Below are 17360 nucleotides of genomic sequence, written 5' to 3' on the forward strand. Positions count from 1 at the left end.
CCCACAGTCTTCTTTGTGGAAACAGCCTTACTTCGGGTTTGCTTATATTGTTCTGGGTTGAAGAATGGAATCCTCTACTTTAATGCAGCGGTCCATAATTACCGTCATTCCATGCTCTTCGCCGATCTGCGCGGCTTCTTCGTTTACAATGCCTAATTGCAGCCACAATACCTTAGCCCCGATCTCCGCCGCCTCTCTTGCCACATCCGCACAGTATTCACTGCGGCGGAAGACATTGACGATATCGACAGGCTCCGGAACACTCTTCAAATCAGGGTAGCATTTCTCTCCCAAGATGGTATCCGCTCCAGGATTTACGGGTATAATTCGATAACCTCTGGATTGCATCGCCTGCGATACCATATAAGAGGTGCGGTCCGGTTTATCAGACAAGCCCACAACCGCTATATTGCCTGCAGAAGCCAAAATTTCTTTGATCTCTTCACGTGAAGGATTAGCAAAAGTCATTTGAGCATTCGCTCCTCTCCTAACAACAGATTCATTATTAACACTTCTATCGTGATTCAATTTCATAGGTAGCCAAAGGTATTATGAAATTGATACTGTATTATACCCATTCTACGTTAGCCCCAAGCGTCTGCAAATGGTCAAAATACCCCGGATAGGATTTGGCTACATGATGAGCATCCTTGATCCGAATCGGCTGTTTTGCGCGAAGCCCGACAATCGTTAAGGCCATAATAACCCGATGATCATAATGGGCATTAATTTCCACGCCGCCTTCTACCCCTTCCGGTCTTCCATGCACAATAATCTCAGCCTGCTTCTCTTCTACCTTGGCTCCTGCTTTGGCCAGCTCCGTCAAATAATCTGTTATCCGGTCACATTCCTTATATCTTAAATTCTCAACATTATAGAAGCGGGATGTTCCTTCTGCAAATACAGCAGCGGCAACCATAGCAAGCACCGCATCGGTTGCAGCATCCCCATCAAACTCCACCGCCTTCAATCTGCCATTGCCCTTGATGGTGACGGTATTGTTCTCATGCGTGAGGGGAACCTCCATCATTCGAAGCACATCAACAATCGCGCGCTCTCCTTGTTTACTCTCTTCCATTAATCTTGTTACCGTAACCTCAGAATTCGTAACTGCTGCAGCAGCCAGTATGGCAGCCGATCCTGGGTAATCTCCTTGTACCGTGTACTCAGCAGGCTTGTACTTTTGTCCGCCGGGCACTGTGAAGAACATATAATTCTCATCTGCATGAATGATAATGCCCGCCTGCTCTAGAACCTCCAGCGTCTGTCCAACAACGACCTTGGACTTCAGATCTCCGAGAACTTCAATCGTGCTGTCCTCAGGCAAGAGCGGTGTCAGGAACAGTAATGCACTCAAATATTGGGAGCTAACAGAACCTGATACCCGAATGGCTCCGCCTTGAGGCTTCCCTCCGCGAATCGTAATCGGCAGTCTTCCATCCTGATGCTCCACCTCCACGCCAAGCTGCTCAAGTGCATCAATTAAATCCTGATGTGGACGTTTCCCCAGTGATTCGGGGTATGTATTCACAAAATGAATTTCTTCACCAAGTGCTGCGATACCCATAAGAAACCTCAGAACTGCCCCTGCGTTACCTACATTAAGCTCAGAAACCTGTTTTGGAGAGGCACCAAAACCGGTAATCGTTATTTTCTCCTCATCCTCAATCAGCTCAGCCCCCAGCTCCTGTATACAGCGCCGCATCGCATCACTGTCCTCACTATGAGCCGGATAGTAAATGGTGCTGGTTCCTTCTGCAAGCGCACCTACCAGCAAATAGCGTGTCGTATAGTTTTTGGAGGAAAGCGCATTAATCTCTCCGGCGAGTGAAGGGGTATTGTTTACTAGAACGTCCATCGTGTCATAGCTCCTTTTTTATAGAAAAATATCATGAGAGTTGAATCCGTCAACAAATTGACATGCTCCATCTGTCTTCGTTATCATTGAATTGTTGTACATTCATGAACTTGCCTATCGATAAATTATATAGAAGAGAGGTTTCTACCTTATGAACCAAGTACCAGAAATTACACCTTCTGAGCTGCAAGCCCGGCTTCAATCCGGCGAAGCTCTCCAGATGATTGATGTCCGTGAAGATGAAGAGGTTGCAGCCGGCATGATCTCCGGCGCTAAGCATATTCCTCTTGGTCAGATTCCGGACCGACTCTCTGAGATCGAGAATACGGGCGAGATTATCTTCATCTGCCGCAGCGGCTATCGCAGTGAAAGAGCCTGCGAGTATTTGGCTCAGCAGGGCTTTGACGGATGCACCAATCTGGTCGGCGGAATGATTGCCTGGAACGAGCTGGAAGGCTAATAAATTAAGGGGCAGGCATTCATGCCTGTCCTTTTTTTAATCATACTACAACAGACCTTAAAAGCACAACAGCTTAAACGCGGTGATGCGCTAAAATATAATGAACAACCTCTTCCGGTTCCATCTCTGATGTATCCACCGTTAGATCTGCGAAAGAATACTTCGTTTGGCGCTCCTGCATGATCTGATGTACACGCTCTTCCACATTTCCCGCTAACAACGGACGATCACGATTGGCAGAAACCCGTCTTATAATCGCTTCTGCGCTCGCTGTAAGAGCAACCACCCACCCTGCCTTCTTCATTGCGTCACAATTGTGCGGCTTTAGCACGGAGCCACCGCCTGTGGAGATAATCTGTGAAGATTGGTCAAGAACACGAAGCAATACGCTTGTTTCTATCTCACGAAAATACGCTTCTCCCTTTTGTTCAAACAGCACCGGGATCGGGCAGTCTTCCTGTGCCTCTATTTCTGCATCAATATCCACAAGCTTGTATCCCAGCCTATCCGCCAACAGACTGGACACTGTTGTTTTGCCTGTTCCCATCATCCCGATAAGGACGATATTCTCATTACTCCTACTCAAAGACCTTTGCCACCCCTTTAATTGAACTATCAGTCGCTATTTCATTTAAACATATCACAGATAAAATCATCCGCCAAGAAGTCATAAAAGGACATCCTATCACGTACTCATAATAGTAATGAGTTGTCTATAGCATACCTGTAGGGAGTGTGAACACCATTCAAAATACAACTAGCCTCGAAACAGCCGTCAAAAAGCCCTCGCCCAGCCGAATCGCTCGAATTTTCCAGACAGGTCATGTCATCTGCAGAGATGATGTGCTGTTCGTGCTTCATTATGTACAACAAAAAGTGGCTTCGGAGGATCCACTTCTCGTAGATCTTCCAAAGCCACGTCTTATCCAGAGCTTCCAATATTTTAGTGAGGCTTCCCTGCTGCTGTTAGATGAGCATGCTTCCCATCACTGCACACAGGAGAGGTTAAGGAAGTGTCTTAAGGAAGCACTGTTCGGCCTCTATGAAGAACACAGTCCATAACTTTATATCACCAAAACTGCTCAGGACTCATTACCTAATAAATACGGAAGGATTCTTAGTTCCCCATCCAGTTGTAATGGAATGTACCTTCTTTATCCACACGCTTGAAGGTATGAGCTCCGAAATAGTCACGCTGTGCTTGCAGCAGGTTTGCTGGAAGTCTTTCCGTACGATAGCTGTCATAATAAGACAGGGCGCTTGCAAAGCCAGGAACCGGAATACCATTTGCAACGGCGACGGAGATCACTTTACGCCAAGCATCCTGATAGGATTCAACCACATTTTTGAAATATGGATCGAGGAGCAGATTTTTCAGCTCGGCATCCTTATCATAAGCATCTTTAATATTCTGCAGGAACTGGGAACGAATAATGCAGCCTCCGCGGAAGATCATTGCGATATTCCCGTATTTCAGGTTCCAGCCGTACTCATCAGAAGCTGCACGCATTTGTGCGAAGCCTTGAGCATAGGATACGATTTTACTTGCAAACAGGGCTTTGCGGACATTCTCAATAAACTCCGCTTTGTCGCCTGTGAATGCTTCTGTCTTCGGACCGCTCAGCACTTTGCTTGCTGCAATACGCTCTTCCTTCATCGCAGACAGGAAACGGGAGAATACGGATTCTGTAATCATGGACAGAGGCACGCCAAGATCCAGGGCGCTTTGGCTTGTCCATTTACCGGTACCTTTTTGACCCGCAGCATCGAGAATCACATCTACCATAGGCTTGCCTGTCTCTTCATCATATTTCGAGAAGATATCCGCTGTAATTTCGATCAGGTAGCTGTCGAGCTCCCCTCTGTTCCAATCGCTGAATATTTCGTGGAATTGTTCAGCGTTCAGTCCAAGCACATCCTTGAGCAGATGGTAAGCTTCACCAATTAACTGCATATCGCCGTACTCAATACCGTTATGCACCATCTTCACATAATGTCCTGCACCGTCAGGACCGATGTATGTTGTGCAAGGCTCGCCATTTACTTGAGCTGCAATCGAAGTCAGAATCGGCTTCACAAGCTCATAAGCACTTTCTTGTCCACCAGGCATAATGGATGGACCTTTCAGAGCGCCCTCTTCACCACCGGAAACCCCTGCACCGATGAAGCGGAAGCCTTTTTCTTCAAGCTCCTTGCTGCGGCGCTGTGTATCAGGGAAGTAGGCATTTCCTCCATCAATAATAATATCGCCTTGATCCAGATGCGGAACCAGCTGCTCAATCGTCGCGTCTGTCGCAGGACCAGCTTGTACCATAATCAATATTTTGCGAGGAGATTCCAAAGATTGTACGAATTCTTCTATAGAGAACGTTCCTACCAAGTTTTTGCCGTCAGCTTCTTTTAGAAGATCTTGCGTTTTCTCCGGGGAACGATTGAATACAGAAACCGAGAAGCCTTTACTCTCAATATTCAAGGCCAGATTCTTACCCATAACGGCGAGGCCGATAACACCAATTTGTTGTTTTGCCACTCTATCTCCATCCTTTGCTTCGTATTTTTTTGACTTCCACTGTCGATCGCCTTCATGAGGAAGCATAACGTCTGCAGTCCTTTTATCTATGTAGTATAATGAAGTGCGCTTCAACAATACCCCTATTCTATCGTGTTTGGTTTTGGAAGTAAAATACCGGGTCCTCCAAAACAAGGGTAAAACACCTCTATTCACGAGGTGTTCATTAAATGCTCAAACTCTCTGCTCTTACTTTATATATTTGTGGCAGCCTCACCATTCAAGCATCAGCATTCGATCCTGCATTTGAAGAAGCTTTGCGCGGCATTTGTCTGCCCTTGTTGTATCATTTGCACCGATGGCCTCATACAGCCGTTCCAGCTCATCGTCGATCTCCATCCGAAGCAGTGTAAGTCTTAATTCCCCTTCCGTGGAGGTGAACATCTCTTCCATTTCCTCGAGCGTTGGTGCCGGCCCCTTCTGATAGATCACCTTCTGCTTGAAGCCCGACACTTCGACGAGCCTGATGACCTCACCGAACAAAATATTTTCTATTACGATAATATGATCCTTGAATCTGCGAACGACAGCATGCCCTCTCGTGTCTCCAATCAATTTCTCGATATATTCTGCAAGCTTTGCATCCTTGATGATATAGTCACCAATCAACTTATAATCACCAGTTCTCATTTGCTGAAATTTCAGCTTTACTAATTTGCGGCCTGTACGTACGGACAAAATAAAGTAATCCTCATCTTCGCTCCAATATAGCGAATACCCTTCCTGAATGAGATCCTTAATGAGCTGTTGGATACGAAGGCGGCTAAACCGGAGCTCTAAATTGCAGTATTCCACTTCATAGCTCTTGTTCATGGCACTTCCTCCTCCATTTTTTTACGATCATGTGAGCCGGATCTTACTTATTAAAAAATGAGACTTGCCGCCTTGGTATCCTTGCCATTCTTCGCTCCACCATAAGTCGGCTTACCCTATTTTATACTGACTTCAAGGGAAGCGTACTTAGTCGTTTGACCATTTTTTTACCCGATAATCTTCATCAACTATCCAGCAAATGTACAAACTTGAAGAGAGGGGAAGCGGGGACTCCTGTGTTATAATGAGTCGCGTAATATTGTGTATACTATTATATTGGATAGTGTTTAGGTTCATGCTAACCTATAAGGAGGATTACTTATAATGTCACAACTCACATACCCCTCATTAAATGAAGCGGATTTTGAAGTATTCGAGGTACCCGGACTGGAGCCCCGCATGGAGCTATTGATTGAACGGGTTCGGCCGAAGCTTGAGGCCATTGGGGCGGCCTCAGCGCCATTCCTCAGCGAGCTGTGCGGCGAAGACATGTTTGTCCACGTTGCGAAGCATGCCCGCCGGAAGGTGAATCCGCCGAACGATACCTGGGTTGCAGTAGCCAACAATAAAAGAGGGTACAAGGCATATCCCCATTTTCAAGTTGGAATGTTCGGTACACATGCGTTCGTGATCTTCGCCATCATCTATGAGAGCAGCAATAAGGAAGTGTTCGCTGAAGCATTATCCCGTCAGTTTGAAGAAGTAGCACAGAATATACCCGGACATTATTATTGGTCCACCGACCATATGATTCCGGAAGGAACAAATCATGCAGACATGACGAAGGAAGATTTTCAGCGTATGGCGGAACGACTCAAAAATGTGAAGAAATCCGAGGTTTTATGTGGACTTCGTATCGACAAGGATGATCCGCTCCTTCTGGATGGTCAGAAGTTCGGCAAGACTATAGAAGAGACTTTCGCAGCCCTGCTGCCCTTGTATAAAATGTCATTTTAATCAGAGTATATCCCAATATTTATAAATAAAAGGCCGGATCATAAAAAATCCATTTTCATTCCCTTTTCATTTTGCTATACTCATCTAGGTTTGATTATTCTTAATAATGAAAGGTTGTGACAGCATCCATGGATCACCGTCGTACGCCGCTCTTTACAGCACTTAAGAACCACGCGGCTAACAATCCGGTACAGTTTCACATCCCTGGTCACAAAAAAGGACTTGGAACGGACTCAGAGTTTCGCGAATTCATAGGGGATAACGCCCTTTCCATAGATTTGATCAATATCGCGCCACTTGACGATTTGCATCAACCGACTGGAGTAATTAAAGAAGCACAAATGCTGGCTGCCGATGCATTCGGGTCAGATTACACCTACTTTAGTGTACAAGGGACAAGCAGTGCGATTATGACCATGATCTTGTCCGTATGCGGACCTGGTGAGAAGATTATCGTGCCGCGGAATGTGCATAAATCAGTCATGTCTGCCATCATTTTTTCCGGAGCCAAACCGATCTTTATTTCTCCGGTCAGTGACGAAAATCTCGGTATTGATCACGGAATTACAGTTGGTTCGGTACGCCGGGCACTGGAACGCCATCCTGATGCAAAGGGTGTGCTTGTCATTAATCCAACATATTTCGGCGTTTGTGCGAATCTGAAGGAGATTGTGGAGCTGGCTCACAGTTACCAAGTGCCCGTTCTTGTGGATGAGGCGCATGGTGTACTGATTCATTTCCATGAGGATCTTCCTATGTCTGCTATGGAAGCTGGTGCAGATCTAGCCTCTACAAGTGTGCACAAATTAGGCGGCTCGATGACGCAAAGCTCGGTCCTGAACCTGAATACCAAGAACGGATTCGTTAATCCAGAGCGGGTACAGACGATTATCAGTATGCTGACTACAACTTCTACATCTTATATATTGTTGTCTTCACTGGATACAGCAAGACGTAATCTTGCACTCCATGGACACAGCATGGCTCAGAAGGCCATTGATCTTGCGGAGTATGCCCGCCGGGCGATTAATGATATCGAAGGGCTGTACTGCTTCGGCGAAGAAATACTAGGCGGAGAAGCCACCTATAGCTACGATCCGACCAAGGTGACCATTCATGTTCGACATCTTGGACTCACCGGCTATGATACAGAGAACTGGCTTCGCAAGCATTACAACATTGAAGTGGAAATGAGTGATATGTACAACATTCTCTGCCTGATCACACCAGGCGATAATGATGACACTGTCAATACACTGCTTAATGCACTACAAGAGCTGTCGAACACGTATTACAATGTGAATCAAGCCAATGAGCTTGTCGTTAAAATCCCAGAAATTCCTCAGCTGATGCTGACACCGCGTGAGGCTTTCTATGGTGATACCGAGGTGATTCCGTTCAAGGAATCGGAGGGCCGCATTATTGCCGAATTTATTTATGTGTATCCACCAGGTATACCGATTCTGCTGCCGGGTGAGGTCATTTCTCAGGATAATATCGACTACATCATTGAGCATGTCGAGGTTGGTCTGCCTGTTAAAGGACCCGAGGACCGGACGATTCAGAATGTCAAAGTGATCGTCGAAGCAGAGCCTATTTTTTAATACATGCCGCTTTAGCGCAACAGAAAAGACCAGACAACTTGTCTGGTCTTTTCATCTGTTGAGAAGATGGCGTCGATTACTCGTTCTCGACCATTTCGTTGAAAGCTGCTTCAACGCGGTTCCACTCTTCTTCATCTTCGATTTGATACAGTGCAACTTCTTCGTTCTCTTCTTCAAGACGAAGAATTAATCCGTCCGCTTCAGGGTTATCGCGCTCGAGCAGTACCGCATACTCTTTGCCGTCTACATCAAAAGTTTGCGCCAGGATCATTTCGACCTCTGCACCATTCTCGTCTGTCAGGGTAAGAACAGCCATTTCGTGTTCATGATCGTGGTCATGGTTGCAATGTTCATCGTGAACATGATTGTGATCGCTCATGAGAATACCTCACTTTTATATTTATATTGTAATCATACGATAGGCATTTGTAACATCATACTACGGTCGCACTTGTAATCATACGGACGTATCGTAACACTATTACGGGACAAAATCAATGAAACTCTAATCCAAGGCCGTAATCACTTTTTCCGAAACAAGGAAGAACGAATTGCTGCCTGACGGTTTCATATAGAACCCTACTTTATAATTCCCGCTTTTTTTAAAATCATAAGTAAAATCATTTGTTTTGAACCAAAAATTATCCTTCGATCCGCTGCCCAGCTTCTCGGATTGTATATTTTTCACGTTTCCGGAGGGGTCGGTGATCGCTACTTTGACCTCAGAAATTTTCCCATCCAGACTATCGACCTGACTTAACACGTTAAACTTTAATTTACCTACATTGACATTCCCAAACACTGTCTCACCTTTGAACAAAGTGATATGCACATTCGGCTTGGTAATGGTAACCTTGCCATTTCCTGAATCCCATGAAGCAAGCCCGCTAATCTCACGGACCGGAGCGTATGTCGTTCCATTTATAAAGTAACCACCGCCGCTTACTTCTTGCCCATTAATAATGACACGAATTCGTTCGGTAACCGAGTCAGCAAACAACATGGATCCGCTGCCCAAGAGCGAGAACACAATTGCAAGGGCAAGCGTTCTTTTCCACTTCATAAGCTCTTGTTCCCCTCCAGCAATGAGAATATAGTATGTCTATTTATACTTCATCCCGGAGAACAAGTTGCGGTACGTTTGGAAAATTTTTCAGAAAAATTTACGAAATATGTATCCTGCCGCTTCTTCTATGCTGGGTTTTAACATGCACCGTTCCTTGAAAGGGCCCGGTGCACGTCATTTGGGTCTAACCTTTAGGCTTGGTCAAGATGCAAGGGACGCCCTTCCCTACTGCTCCCGGTTCCCGCATGCGCTCTGCGTATGCCATTCCGCGTTCACACGGTGTTTTACAGACTTCACACACCTCGGACGTCACCAGCTTCATACTTGTCCGCACCTTTTCCTTACTTGACCCGCCTTTATTCCCCTTCCCCTTTGCCATGGATGCTTCCCCTCTTTCGTAGGTGTTTAAGGCATGTTCATCTGCAGCTTCGTGTGCCTGGTAATGCATTGTATGGGGATTCGCGGAGAAGGTGCATAAGAGAGTGCGTTGGTGCTCCATTTTGACGCTCTATTTTGACGCTCTATTTTTTGGCCCCCTCTCTCCGGTTGCTTCAGGCGCTCCATTTTTTGGCTCCCTCTCTCCGGTTGCTTCGCAAAAGTCAGGCGCTCCATTTTTTGGCTCCCTCTCTCCGGTTGCTTCGCAAAAAGTCGTTCGGGCTCCAAAAAATTCCGCTGGGTGGTAAGGGCCAGACTATGTTCGCGAATAAACATAGTCATTGTTAAAAAGCAAACAAAAAGGGAAGCCCTATACTCAGGCTTCCCTTTGACAAACGATCAAGATATTTTATTGAAAGATAGGCAGTTGATCCAAATTATTCGTCGGATCACCATCGGCATCTCCGCGAATACGAAGGGAGCCATCTTTCGCTTTGAATACATTTACTCCTGCAATGGATCCGGTTTGGATCTCATTCAACGCTTGATTGTAATCAAGCACTCGGCCCGTTGACGTCTTAAATGCGGTTAAATCTCCGTCTCCGTTTTTTTGAACGGCAACAAATTGCTCGCGTGTGTTATTTTCCATAAGAACATACACTCCTTTTTTGCAGCCATAGTTTGTAACCTGCTCGGATTCAGGATAACCTGATCTCCGACATCTATGATTGTGCCCAATAAGTGGACTTCTTATGAAAGATAATATTCTCGCTTAGAGCTTTTTCTGCATCCGTACGTGCAGTATACCTGCATCATAGAAAGGCTCGTCCGAGATCACTTCATATCCAAGCTTCTTATAGAAGCCTTCTGCCTGACATTGTGCATCCAATATAGAGTAGGCTAATCCCAGGTCTTTTGCTCTTTCTTCAAGCGCCATAATCAGTACACGACCATATCCGTTTACCCGATAAGGCTTCAGGACAGCAATTCTTTGCAGCTTTGCTGTATCTTTTTTATAATAAATCAAGCGGCCGGTAGCCACCATCTCTTGTCCATCCTGAATTAAAATATGGTGTGCATCCGGACTCAGAACATCATATTGGTCTATTTCCTCTTCTATTGGAACGTTCTGTTCCTCTACGAACACCGTTTTGCGAATGTTCAGCCCAGCTTCAAGCTGTTCTTGTGTTGTAACATTAATAATCTCGGCTGGCATACGTCTCCCCCTCTTACTATCCATAAATGCAAAAATCCAAACCATTATACACTACATCAGCAGTGATCGTACAGTCTGTCTTCGATATGGATAATTAAAGCAAGCATTTGCACCTTTGCTACGGTAAAAATGTTTCTTCATTTGATGGCTTGGAGTAAACTTCATCGCCTACGGATTTTCGATATACCTCATCGATTACAGGAAGATCTGACTCAGCTGGCTCAATCAGCTGCAGGTTAATTGTTTCCTGTGAAGGAGTTAAGGTGCATCCTGTTATGCTGGTTAATACTATTCCACAGATCATAAGTATGATCAGACTACGGGTCACACTTCTGTTCATAGAACCCCATCCTCTTGTTGTAATTTTCATCCTTTTAAGGTTGCTCATTTGAGGGAAAATTAAACATAGGACAGGGATTGACATCACATAATAAGCCTGATAATATAAATTTATTCACTTTTTATTATTATTCCATGATCTGTTAGCTCAGCTGGGAGAGCACTATCTTGACAGGGTAGGGGTCAGTGGTTCGAGCCCACTACAGATCATCACTGAGAAACCCTTGTATATCAAGGGTTTCTCTTTTTTTCTCAGCTCATATGATGTAGTGCGGACTATCCTTCTCGACTCGTGCTGCCTCTTCCCATTACACGTACAGTTGGAAAATATATCCTTCTTCTTTAAATTTATGTACTCCCCTGATCTCACCGATTCCATCCAGCCTAACTTTATCTTCACAGATTACAGGTCTTGTTTCTACAATCACATGGAGTTTTGATGCCTGCCAGAGATCCGTCTCATAATAGGAAACAACAGGCTGCTGTATCAAAATTTCGTCGTTACCAAAGGCGAGTTTAACATAGTTTTGATGAAGAAGCCTGCCAGGCAGTGCATCTATATTTTGCGGATCGATGCTCTTCACAGCTATATCTCCTTCAATAAATATGTGAAATCCTGCACTCTCTTCAAACAGCTTGAACGCAGCCGTTCTGTTATCTTTAACATATTCTATTGTTGTCTCCGTCTCTTCACTTACTTTAATATCCTTTATTTTACTTTGCTCTTCCGGGTGGGAATGAGATCTTAGAAATTCGTACAAACAATTCTCCGAATGTAAAAAATCCTCCTGCCATCGTTCTGTGAACTCATCCAGCAGCAAGCACATCCACAAGCCCGAGTAGTAGCAGCTTTTTCTTAATTGAAGTGTGGCGGCTTTTGAATTTATCAATTCTTGTCCAAACAGATTCAATATAGAACGCAATGATTGTGTTGACTCTTTGGCGTATGCCTTCAGTTCCACATAATAAGCAGGCCCCTCTATGGTCTCTACCCTTGTCTCATATGTAAAATATGAACCCAGCAGCTCTTTTCTCCTACTGCGAAATTTAAAAAACTCGGATAAATGACCATCCCTTATCTGTGTATCACTTGCCTCCAGCGCAAGACGAAGACATTGCCTTTCCCGACTCCTAAGCTCCACATTCTCTTCAAGAAGAGGGTAGGTTAAACCCAATAGCTCATCTGGGAACCTCTTCTCTTCGCATAAATACTGGAATCCATGAAACAGCTCATGCACAAGGAGTGACTTGAGCTCTGCCATATCCTCAATTCCTTCCACGTTCACAATTGCTGTAGGATGATCTTTATACATAATTAACGTATTACCGACGAATGGCTGGTCCCATTTCAATTGATGAAACGTATCTGATTGAAATTTGGGATGGTGAAATAGGAAAACTTCGCTCGAGTTATATATCGCGTAGGCGACTTTTCGAAATCCCTGCCATAACGGTTCTACATCGAGCTCAAGCAGCACATCTGCTGCAGAATGAAAGTTGATTCCCATGTTTATTCTTCCTCTCAGTTTTCATTTGGTGAGATGTTTGAGGAGATTATACCAAAAAAATAAAGGACCCGCAGATACCTGGGATCCTTTATTTTTTGGTGATTAGTATAGAATGGTTTTGGAAATGATGACAAGTAGAATGAAAAGAACAAGAATCGCTCCGATGGAAGACCAACCATTGTAACCTCCACAATATCCGGATCTAGATACTTCACTCATGCTGCTCTCCTCCTTATCTCTAAGGTATGAGATAGTATATGAATACCTAGATTAGATGACAGGGCGGGTATCCTGATTTTTCAAATCTTTTTTGTCACTTCTCTCTGTTTACTCCAATTATTTCGCGTGATGAGGTGTTCCCTCATGCTTCTCTTTGCGAAGCCCGGCAAGGCCGAACAGACCTAACAAACCAAGCCATCCCCAGCCGTTTCCACGATCTGTTGTCGCGTTTGCTCGAACGTTATTGGTACCATAAGTACCATTGTTGTAAGCATTGGTATTGTAAGTTCCAGTTCCAGTACCTCTGCCATCGTACATATTATTGTTCATGTTGTTCATTGTGCGAGTACGATTCATGTTTGTTGTACCGTTGTCTGTCCCATCAATACCCAAGTTTTTTTCCAAACGATTAACCGAATTCTTAACCGGATTATCGTTCATATGGTTTGTGTTCGTTTCAGCCATTGCCGGAACAGCAATTACCATAGAAATACTTGCAGCTGCTAAAGTGGCTGCCCATTGCTTTTTCATCATCATTCACCCCACTGATTATTGTTTTGGCCTGTCGCTTGTATAATCCCCTCCGCAATTTAAAGTTATACAAGCATCAATGTGGGGGAAAAATGGGGCAAATCCTAATTTTTATGTACAGCAAAAAAACCACCGTTTGCAGCCGGTGAGTTTTCATATATACCAATCATCTCTTGAAGGGTTACGAGTACAGAATACCGCATGATTATTAACGCTGCATGATAGAAACATAAAATTTAAATTAAAATAATGAGATCTTATCCACGCCTTGACCTCACAACGAACGTATACAGTTCTTTATCAAGGACTGTCCCGTCTTCAAGTACCACATTATGGTCGTCATGAGAGCTGATTGTCGTCCGGTACGAAATAAGTTTAACCCCTTTCCATACCGTTACCGCAGATTTGAAGTAAATTGCATTATCAAATTGAATCGACTGACGCATCACATATCCGACCGTATGAATAGAAGATCTTGCTCTTTTCTTGCCTTTTCCATAGGCATCCTCAGGCAAGCGATGAATTCGTACAATTTGACTAAACGGAATCTTGACTCTCTTCGCTCCTACGACGATGATTTCGGCATCTGCATCCCACTTCAGCAATATCCCTTGAACGGGATCTTTACGACCACCTGCTCGTTCCACCAGCACTCTTTGGCCTACCCAGTGTTTCATTCTCCCGTTCACCTCCGTGTTCTTCTTGTTACTTGTCCGAGATTATCCAATTTACTTGCTTGATTCCTTCTTCTTCCAAGAAGGCGTTCGCTCGAGAAAATGGATGGCTTCCAAAAAAACCGTGCCGAGCTGCAAGCGGACTCGGGTGAGCTGATTCTATAACCAGATGACGGGAACGATCTATGAATGCCCCCTTCTTCTGTGCGTGACTTCCCCAGAGCATAAACACGACAGGCTGCTCCCGAATATTCAAATTCTCAATTACCGCGTCAGTAAACCGCTCCCATCCGATATGGCGATGTGAAGCAGGTTCTCCCTCTTTCACAGTTAATACGTTATTTAGTAACAGAACTCCTTCCTCCGCCCAATCCTGAAGAGACCCATGTGTAGGGATGGCCCCCCCAAGATCACTATGTAATTCTTTATATATATTTCGCAAAGATGGAGGGATTTTAACCCCTTTTTTGACAGAAAAACTTAGCCCTTCCGCCTGACCCGCTCCATGATATGGATCTTGTCCAATAATCACAACCTTTGTATTCGCATACGAGGTCAATTTCAACGCATTGAATATGTCTTCCTTCGGAGGATATATCGTTTGCGTCTTATATTCAACAGCCAGCTTCAATCGAAGCTCTTGCATATAATCCTTACTCATCTCGTCACGCAGCAGTTCATCCCAGTCATTATTAAACATATATCTGCTCTCCTCATTCCCAATCACTTTATACCATATATAGATATCTAAAAAAATAAGCTGGACTCCTGTTAGGAGCCAGCCTATTTCATCTAAATGTATGCCGAGGACGGGGGTCGAACCCGTACGATGGTCACCCATCGCAGGATTTTAAGTCCTGTGCGTCTGCCAATTCCGCCACCCCGGCGTATGTGTATAGACTGTTTAACCAAACTCAATGTAAAGTTAAAGAACAATCCACAACCACTTTCGAATTCCCCAGCAAATATGCTCAAAAATCCGGTATCTCTTATTATATATGAACAGTCACGTTTTGACAAGCTCTGTGCTTACTTATATTCATGAAATCTTGATCTGACTTTAACCGCACAAAAAAATCCACCTCTTCGAGATGGACTCCTGAACGTTTGCATCGCCATGAATAGTTTATTCTTCATGATCTAAGCGCACGGCTTTGTATAATTGGCCTTCATGTTCAACAAGAATAACCTCATTCGTGTTCGCATCTTTTAATTGAAATATGAGCGATCCCGCTTTCAAATAATTGCTTAAGCCGTCTTGACCTTTAAGCTCGTTATCCTCTGTTAATTCCGATAAAGTTACTTCCATCGTTACTTCACCTAGCTCTTCACTTGCCAACTTATCTGGAAGAACCTCCTCGGTAATTACTTTATATGGAACCCCACCAGACCATGTAACAAAAGGATCGTTGTTCTCCGTCTGAACTGTCCCTGCGGATGATTCTTCCCGCTCTGCAGAGTCTGTGGCGCAAGCGACAGGAAATAATAAGCACATCATGACGATCCCAAATTTTAATACATTCATCATATTTCTGCTCCCTCTAAGAAGTTGATCTGGTACCCTGAATAGAAAGCAGATCTACAGAATAATAACGAGCTACCTTTATTTAGCTAAAACACAGATTATTCTTCCTTGTACCCTTTCTTTCTGCTCGCCATTCTCATCCACCAAGCAATGCCACCAATACCCGCAGCAATAATTACAGCAAAGATAACGATATACCATCCATGAATATTCATTGTGCATTCCTCCTAAGATAGTTATACCCATATTATCTGCCACATTAAACTTACTCACTCATTTCTTCATATTCATCACGAATGTTTAAACTCCAGCCGAATTGGTTTATTTAACTTTAAGATATTTTTTTCTGGATTATTGTAGAAATTTAGAACTAGTTCTGATAGACTATTCGTAGACATGAAAGTGAAAAAAGATGTGATAAAACAACCAGTTTGCAATGTAATTAGACCTGATTCATTACATTAATCACTGGCATAGGGAGAATAGGCTTATGAATAAAGAAGCGATTATTGCGATGAAACGTAATCAGCAGATCATGGTACGAAGCAAAGATGGAGAGACACTAACTGGGTATCCTGTTCCTACAGATCATTCATCAAGGCTTGTATTAAAAACAACCTTTGGTCCGGTTTGGATACCATATGAGGAAGTAGAGCAAATTACCCGGATTATCAGTATTAACCGCTCAAGAAAATTGGCTTTATCTTAAAGTTATCCTACAATGTACTGTTCATAAATTTACAACGCAATGTAAATCATAGATATGAATTAGCTGGGGCTTGGCATCATGGCTCTGGCTATTTATTATTTAATGGGGGTGAGCTAGTAATGAACAATATGCCTAAGCTTCTCATATTTGCTGGGATTGCACTGATCGTGATTGGCTTGATCTGGATGGTTCTCGGAAGATTTGTGCAACTTGGTAAATTACCAGGAGATATTTATGTAGATCGAGGGAACTTTAAATTCTATTTCCCCATTGTTACTTGTATCGTTATTAGTCTTATCCTTACGTTGATCTCCTGGATTATCCGCCACTTTATGAAATAAACAGCAGCTAGTATTTCGTCCAATAATCCATTCCATCTGATGAAGCTGGTATCGAACGCACCGGCGTTTGCTCCTCTGGCTCCCAGCCCTCTAGAATCATAATGTGTTCTGTAGATGATTGATCCTGCCACTTAATAAATCCTTGTCTTTCTAACTCTCTCAGAGCCTTCCGAATACCACTTTCTGTTCTTCCGGTCTTGACTTCCAGTTCCATCATTTGAGGCATGCGTCTCCGCTGCCCACAAAAATTGTATAGGATCCGCAGCAGTTTGCGTTCAAAATCAGGCATCATCCTCATCACTCCCTAAGCTGTTATCGTTGTTCTAACAGGTCGCCAAGCCAGCACATTCTCCTCGTTAAAGGTTCTCGGAGCCCCTGTATGAAGACATGTGGAATAAATTCTGCCATTTACTATTCGATGAATTTCAATATTACGTTGACTAACCTGCCCTGCTCGATCCAGATAAACGATTTCTACAACCTTGCCAATATATTTACGTGGCATAAGCTCACCCCAAATAAGAACATTTGTTTGTATCTATTATATAGGAACACACGTTCTTTTATCAACTGTAAAATTTGTCTTCTTCACTCTT

The 17360-nt window shown here is 43.9% G+C and carries 24 protein-coding genes and 2 tRNA genes; 7 read left to right on the forward strand and 19 right to left on the reverse strand.

The window, feature by feature from the left end; all coding sequences use genetic code 11:
• Nucleotides 1-42 precede the first annotated feature (42 nt).
• Both BK126_RS14025 and aroA read right to left on the reverse strand, forming a co-directional pair.
• Nucleotides 43-468 (reverse strand): CoA-binding protein, encoded by a 426-nt coding sequence (locus BK126_RS14025; protein ID WP_076313188.1) that lies wholly within the window; start codon nucleotides 466-468, stop codon nucleotides 43-45.
• A gap of 100 nt (nucleotides 469-568) precedes the next feature.
• Complete coding sequence (aroA, locus tag BK126_RS14030) at nucleotides 569-1858, reverse strand: 3-phosphoshikimate 1-carboxyvinyltransferase (protein ID WP_076313189.1); 1290 nt, start codon at nucleotides 1856-1858, stop codon at nucleotides 569-571.
• 151 nt (nucleotides 1859-2009) lie between these two features.
• Between aroA and BK126_RS14035 the strand changes: the two genes are divergently transcribed.
• Complete coding sequence (locus tag BK126_RS14035) at nucleotides 2010-2318, forward strand: rhodanese-like domain-containing protein (protein ID WP_076313190.1); 309 nt, start codon at nucleotides 2010-2012, stop codon at nucleotides 2316-2318.
• Between the two features lie 73 nt (nucleotides 2319-2391).
• Here the strand turns inward: BK126_RS14035 and BK126_RS14040 are convergent, their stop codons facing one another.
• Nucleotides 2392-2904: a shikimate kinase gene (locus BK126_RS14040; protein WP_256702840.1), complete on the reverse strand. Its 513-nt coding sequence runs from the start codon at nucleotides 2902-2904 to the stop codon at nucleotides 2392-2394.
• 149 nt (nucleotides 2905-3053) lie between these two features.
• Here BK126_RS14040 and BK126_RS14045 point away from each other — a divergent pair, with 149 nt between their 5' ends.
• A complete protein-coding gene (locus BK126_RS14045) occupies nucleotides 3054-3380 on the forward strand; it encodes a hypothetical protein (protein ID WP_090725430.1) in 327 nt (108 codons plus the stop codon).
• A gap of 55 nt (nucleotides 3381-3435) precedes the next feature.
• Here the strand turns inward: BK126_RS14045 and gndA are convergent, their stop codons facing one another.
• A complete protein-coding gene (gndA, locus tag BK126_RS14050) occupies nucleotides 3436-4848 on the reverse strand; it encodes an NADP-dependent phosphogluconate dehydrogenase (protein ID WP_076313537.1) in 1413 nt (470 codons plus the stop codon).
• 252 nt (nucleotides 4849-5100) lie between these two features.
• Nucleotides 5101-5700 (reverse strand): hypothetical protein, encoded by a 600-nt coding sequence (locus tag BK126_RS14055; protein WP_076313192.1) that lies wholly within the window; start codon nucleotides 5698-5700, stop codon nucleotides 5101-5103.
• 324 nt (nucleotides 5701-6024) lie between these two features.
• Between BK126_RS14055 and BK126_RS14060 the strand changes: the two genes are divergently transcribed.
• Complete coding sequence (locus tag BK126_RS14060; protein WP_076313193.1) at nucleotides 6025-6657, forward strand: DUF1054 domain-containing protein; 633 nt, start codon at nucleotides 6025-6027, stop codon at nucleotides 6655-6657.
• Between the two features lie 128 nt (nucleotides 6658-6785).
• A complete protein-coding gene (locus BK126_RS14065) occupies nucleotides 6786-8261 on the forward strand; it encodes an aminotransferase class I/II-fold pyridoxal phosphate-dependent enzyme (RefSeq protein WP_076313194.1) in 1476 nt (491 codons plus the stop codon).
• Nucleotides 8262-8337: 76 nt separating this feature from the next.
• Here the strand turns inward: BK126_RS14065 and BK126_RS14070 are convergent, their stop codons facing one another.
• From BK126_RS14070 to BK126_RS14100, 6 genes are all read right to left on the reverse strand, one after another.
• A complete protein-coding gene (locus BK126_RS14070) occupies nucleotides 8338-8640 on the reverse strand; it encodes a DUF1292 domain-containing protein (RefSeq protein WP_047910914.1) in 303 nt (100 codons plus the stop codon).
• Nucleotides 8641-8766: 126 nt separating this feature from the next.
• Nucleotides 8767-9324 carry a stalk domain-containing protein gene (locus tag BK126_RS14075; RefSeq protein ID WP_076313195.1) on the reverse strand — a complete coding sequence of 186 codons (558 nt, stop codon included), beginning with the start codon at nucleotides 9322-9324 and terminating at the stop codon, nucleotides 8767-8769.
• A gap of 187 nt (nucleotides 9325-9511) precedes the next feature.
• Nucleotides 9512-9706, reverse strand: coding sequence for a hypothetical protein (locus BK126_RS14080; protein WP_076313196.1), 195 nt, complete (start codon nucleotides 9704-9706; stop codon nucleotides 9512-9514).
• Nucleotides 9707-10111: 405 nt separating this feature from the next.
• Nucleotides 10112-10351 (reverse strand): DUF3892 domain-containing protein, encoded by a 240-nt coding sequence (locus BK126_RS14090; protein ID WP_047910910.1) that lies wholly within the window; start codon nucleotides 10349-10351, stop codon nucleotides 10112-10114.
• 123 nt (nucleotides 10352-10474) lie between these two features.
• Nucleotides 10475-10918 carry a GNAT family N-acetyltransferase gene (locus BK126_RS14095; RefSeq protein WP_076313198.1) on the reverse strand — a complete coding sequence of 148 codons (444 nt, stop codon included), beginning with the start codon at nucleotides 10916-10918 and terminating at the stop codon, nucleotides 10475-10477.
• A gap of 118 nt (nucleotides 10919-11036) precedes the next feature.
• Nucleotides 11037-11258 (reverse strand): hypothetical protein, encoded by a 222-nt coding sequence (locus tag BK126_RS14100; protein WP_076313199.1) that lies wholly within the window; start codon nucleotides 11256-11258, stop codon nucleotides 11037-11039.
• A gap of 136 nt (nucleotides 11259-11394) precedes the next feature.
• On the opposite strand from BK126_RS14100, the gene BK126_RS14105 reads away from it, so the two are divergent.
• A tRNA-Val gene (locus tag BK126_RS14105) sits at nucleotides 11395-11467 on the forward strand.
• A 98-nt stretch (nucleotides 11468-11565) separates the two neighbouring features.
• Here BK126_RS14105 and BK126_RS14110 read toward each other — a convergent pair.
• From BK126_RS14110 to BK126_RS14135, 6 genes are all read right to left on the reverse strand, one after another.
• Nucleotides 11566-12765, reverse strand: a complete 1200-nt coding sequence (locus BK126_RS14110) for a hypothetical protein (protein ID WP_076313200.1) — start codon at nucleotides 12763-12765, stop codon at nucleotides 11566-11568.
• A gap of 336 nt (nucleotides 12766-13101) precedes the next feature.
• Entirely contained in the window at nucleotides 13102-13515 is a 414-nt protein-coding gene (locus tag BK126_RS29835) for a WGxxGxxG family protein (protein ID WP_076313201.1), read from the reverse strand.
• A gap of 257 nt (nucleotides 13516-13772) precedes the next feature.
• Nucleotides 13773-14192, reverse strand: a complete 420-nt coding sequence (locus BK126_RS14120; RefSeq protein ID WP_076313202.1) for a hypothetical protein — start codon at nucleotides 14190-14192, stop codon at nucleotides 13773-13775.
• Between the two features lie 28 nt (nucleotides 14193-14220).
• Nucleotides 14221-14889 (reverse strand): uracil-DNA glycosylase, encoded by a 669-nt coding sequence (locus tag BK126_RS14125; protein ID WP_076313203.1) that lies wholly within the window; start codon nucleotides 14887-14889, stop codon nucleotides 14221-14223.
• Between the two features lie 101 nt (nucleotides 14890-14990).
• Nucleotides 14991-15076 (reverse strand) — tRNA-Leu (locus tag BK126_RS14130).
• A 239-nt stretch (nucleotides 15077-15315) separates the two neighbouring features.
• Nucleotides 15316-15717: a hypothetical protein gene (locus tag BK126_RS14135; protein WP_076313204.1), complete on the reverse strand. Its 402-nt coding sequence runs from the start codon at nucleotides 15715-15717 to the stop codon at nucleotides 15316-15318.
• Nucleotides 15718-16204: 487 nt separating this feature from the next.
• Here BK126_RS14135 and BK126_RS14140 point away from each other — a divergent pair, with 487 nt between their 5' ends.
• Both BK126_RS14140 and BK126_RS14145 read left to right on the forward strand, forming a co-directional pair.
• Nucleotides 16205-16423: a hypothetical protein gene (locus tag BK126_RS14140; RefSeq protein WP_076313205.1), complete on the forward strand. Its 219-nt coding sequence runs from the start codon at nucleotides 16205-16207 to the stop codon at nucleotides 16421-16423.
• A gap of 119 nt (nucleotides 16424-16542) precedes the next feature.
• Nucleotides 16543-16764, forward strand: coding sequence for a DUF2905 domain-containing protein (locus BK126_RS14145; RefSeq protein ID WP_076313206.1), 222 nt, complete (start codon nucleotides 16543-16545; stop codon nucleotides 16762-16764).
• A gap of 7 nt (nucleotides 16765-16771) precedes the next feature.
• Here the strand turns inward: BK126_RS14145 and BK126_RS14150 are convergent, their stop codons facing one another.
• Nucleotides 16772-17056 (reverse strand): hypothetical protein, encoded by a 285-nt coding sequence (locus BK126_RS14150; RefSeq protein WP_076313207.1) that lies wholly within the window; start codon nucleotides 17054-17056, stop codon nucleotides 16772-16774.
• Nucleotides 17057-17068: 12 nt separating this feature from the next.
• Complete coding sequence (locus tag BK126_RS14155) at nucleotides 17069-17269, reverse strand: hypothetical protein (RefSeq protein ID WP_076313208.1); 201 nt, start codon at nucleotides 17267-17269, stop codon at nucleotides 17069-17071.
• Between the last annotated feature and the right edge of the window lie 91 nt (nucleotides 17270-17360).

The sequence above is a fragment of the Paenibacillus sp. FSL H7-0326 genome, from assembly GCF_001955535.1.
GTDB lineage: Bacteria > Bacillota > Bacilli > Paenibacillales > Paenibacillaceae > Paenibacillus > Paenibacillus shunpengii.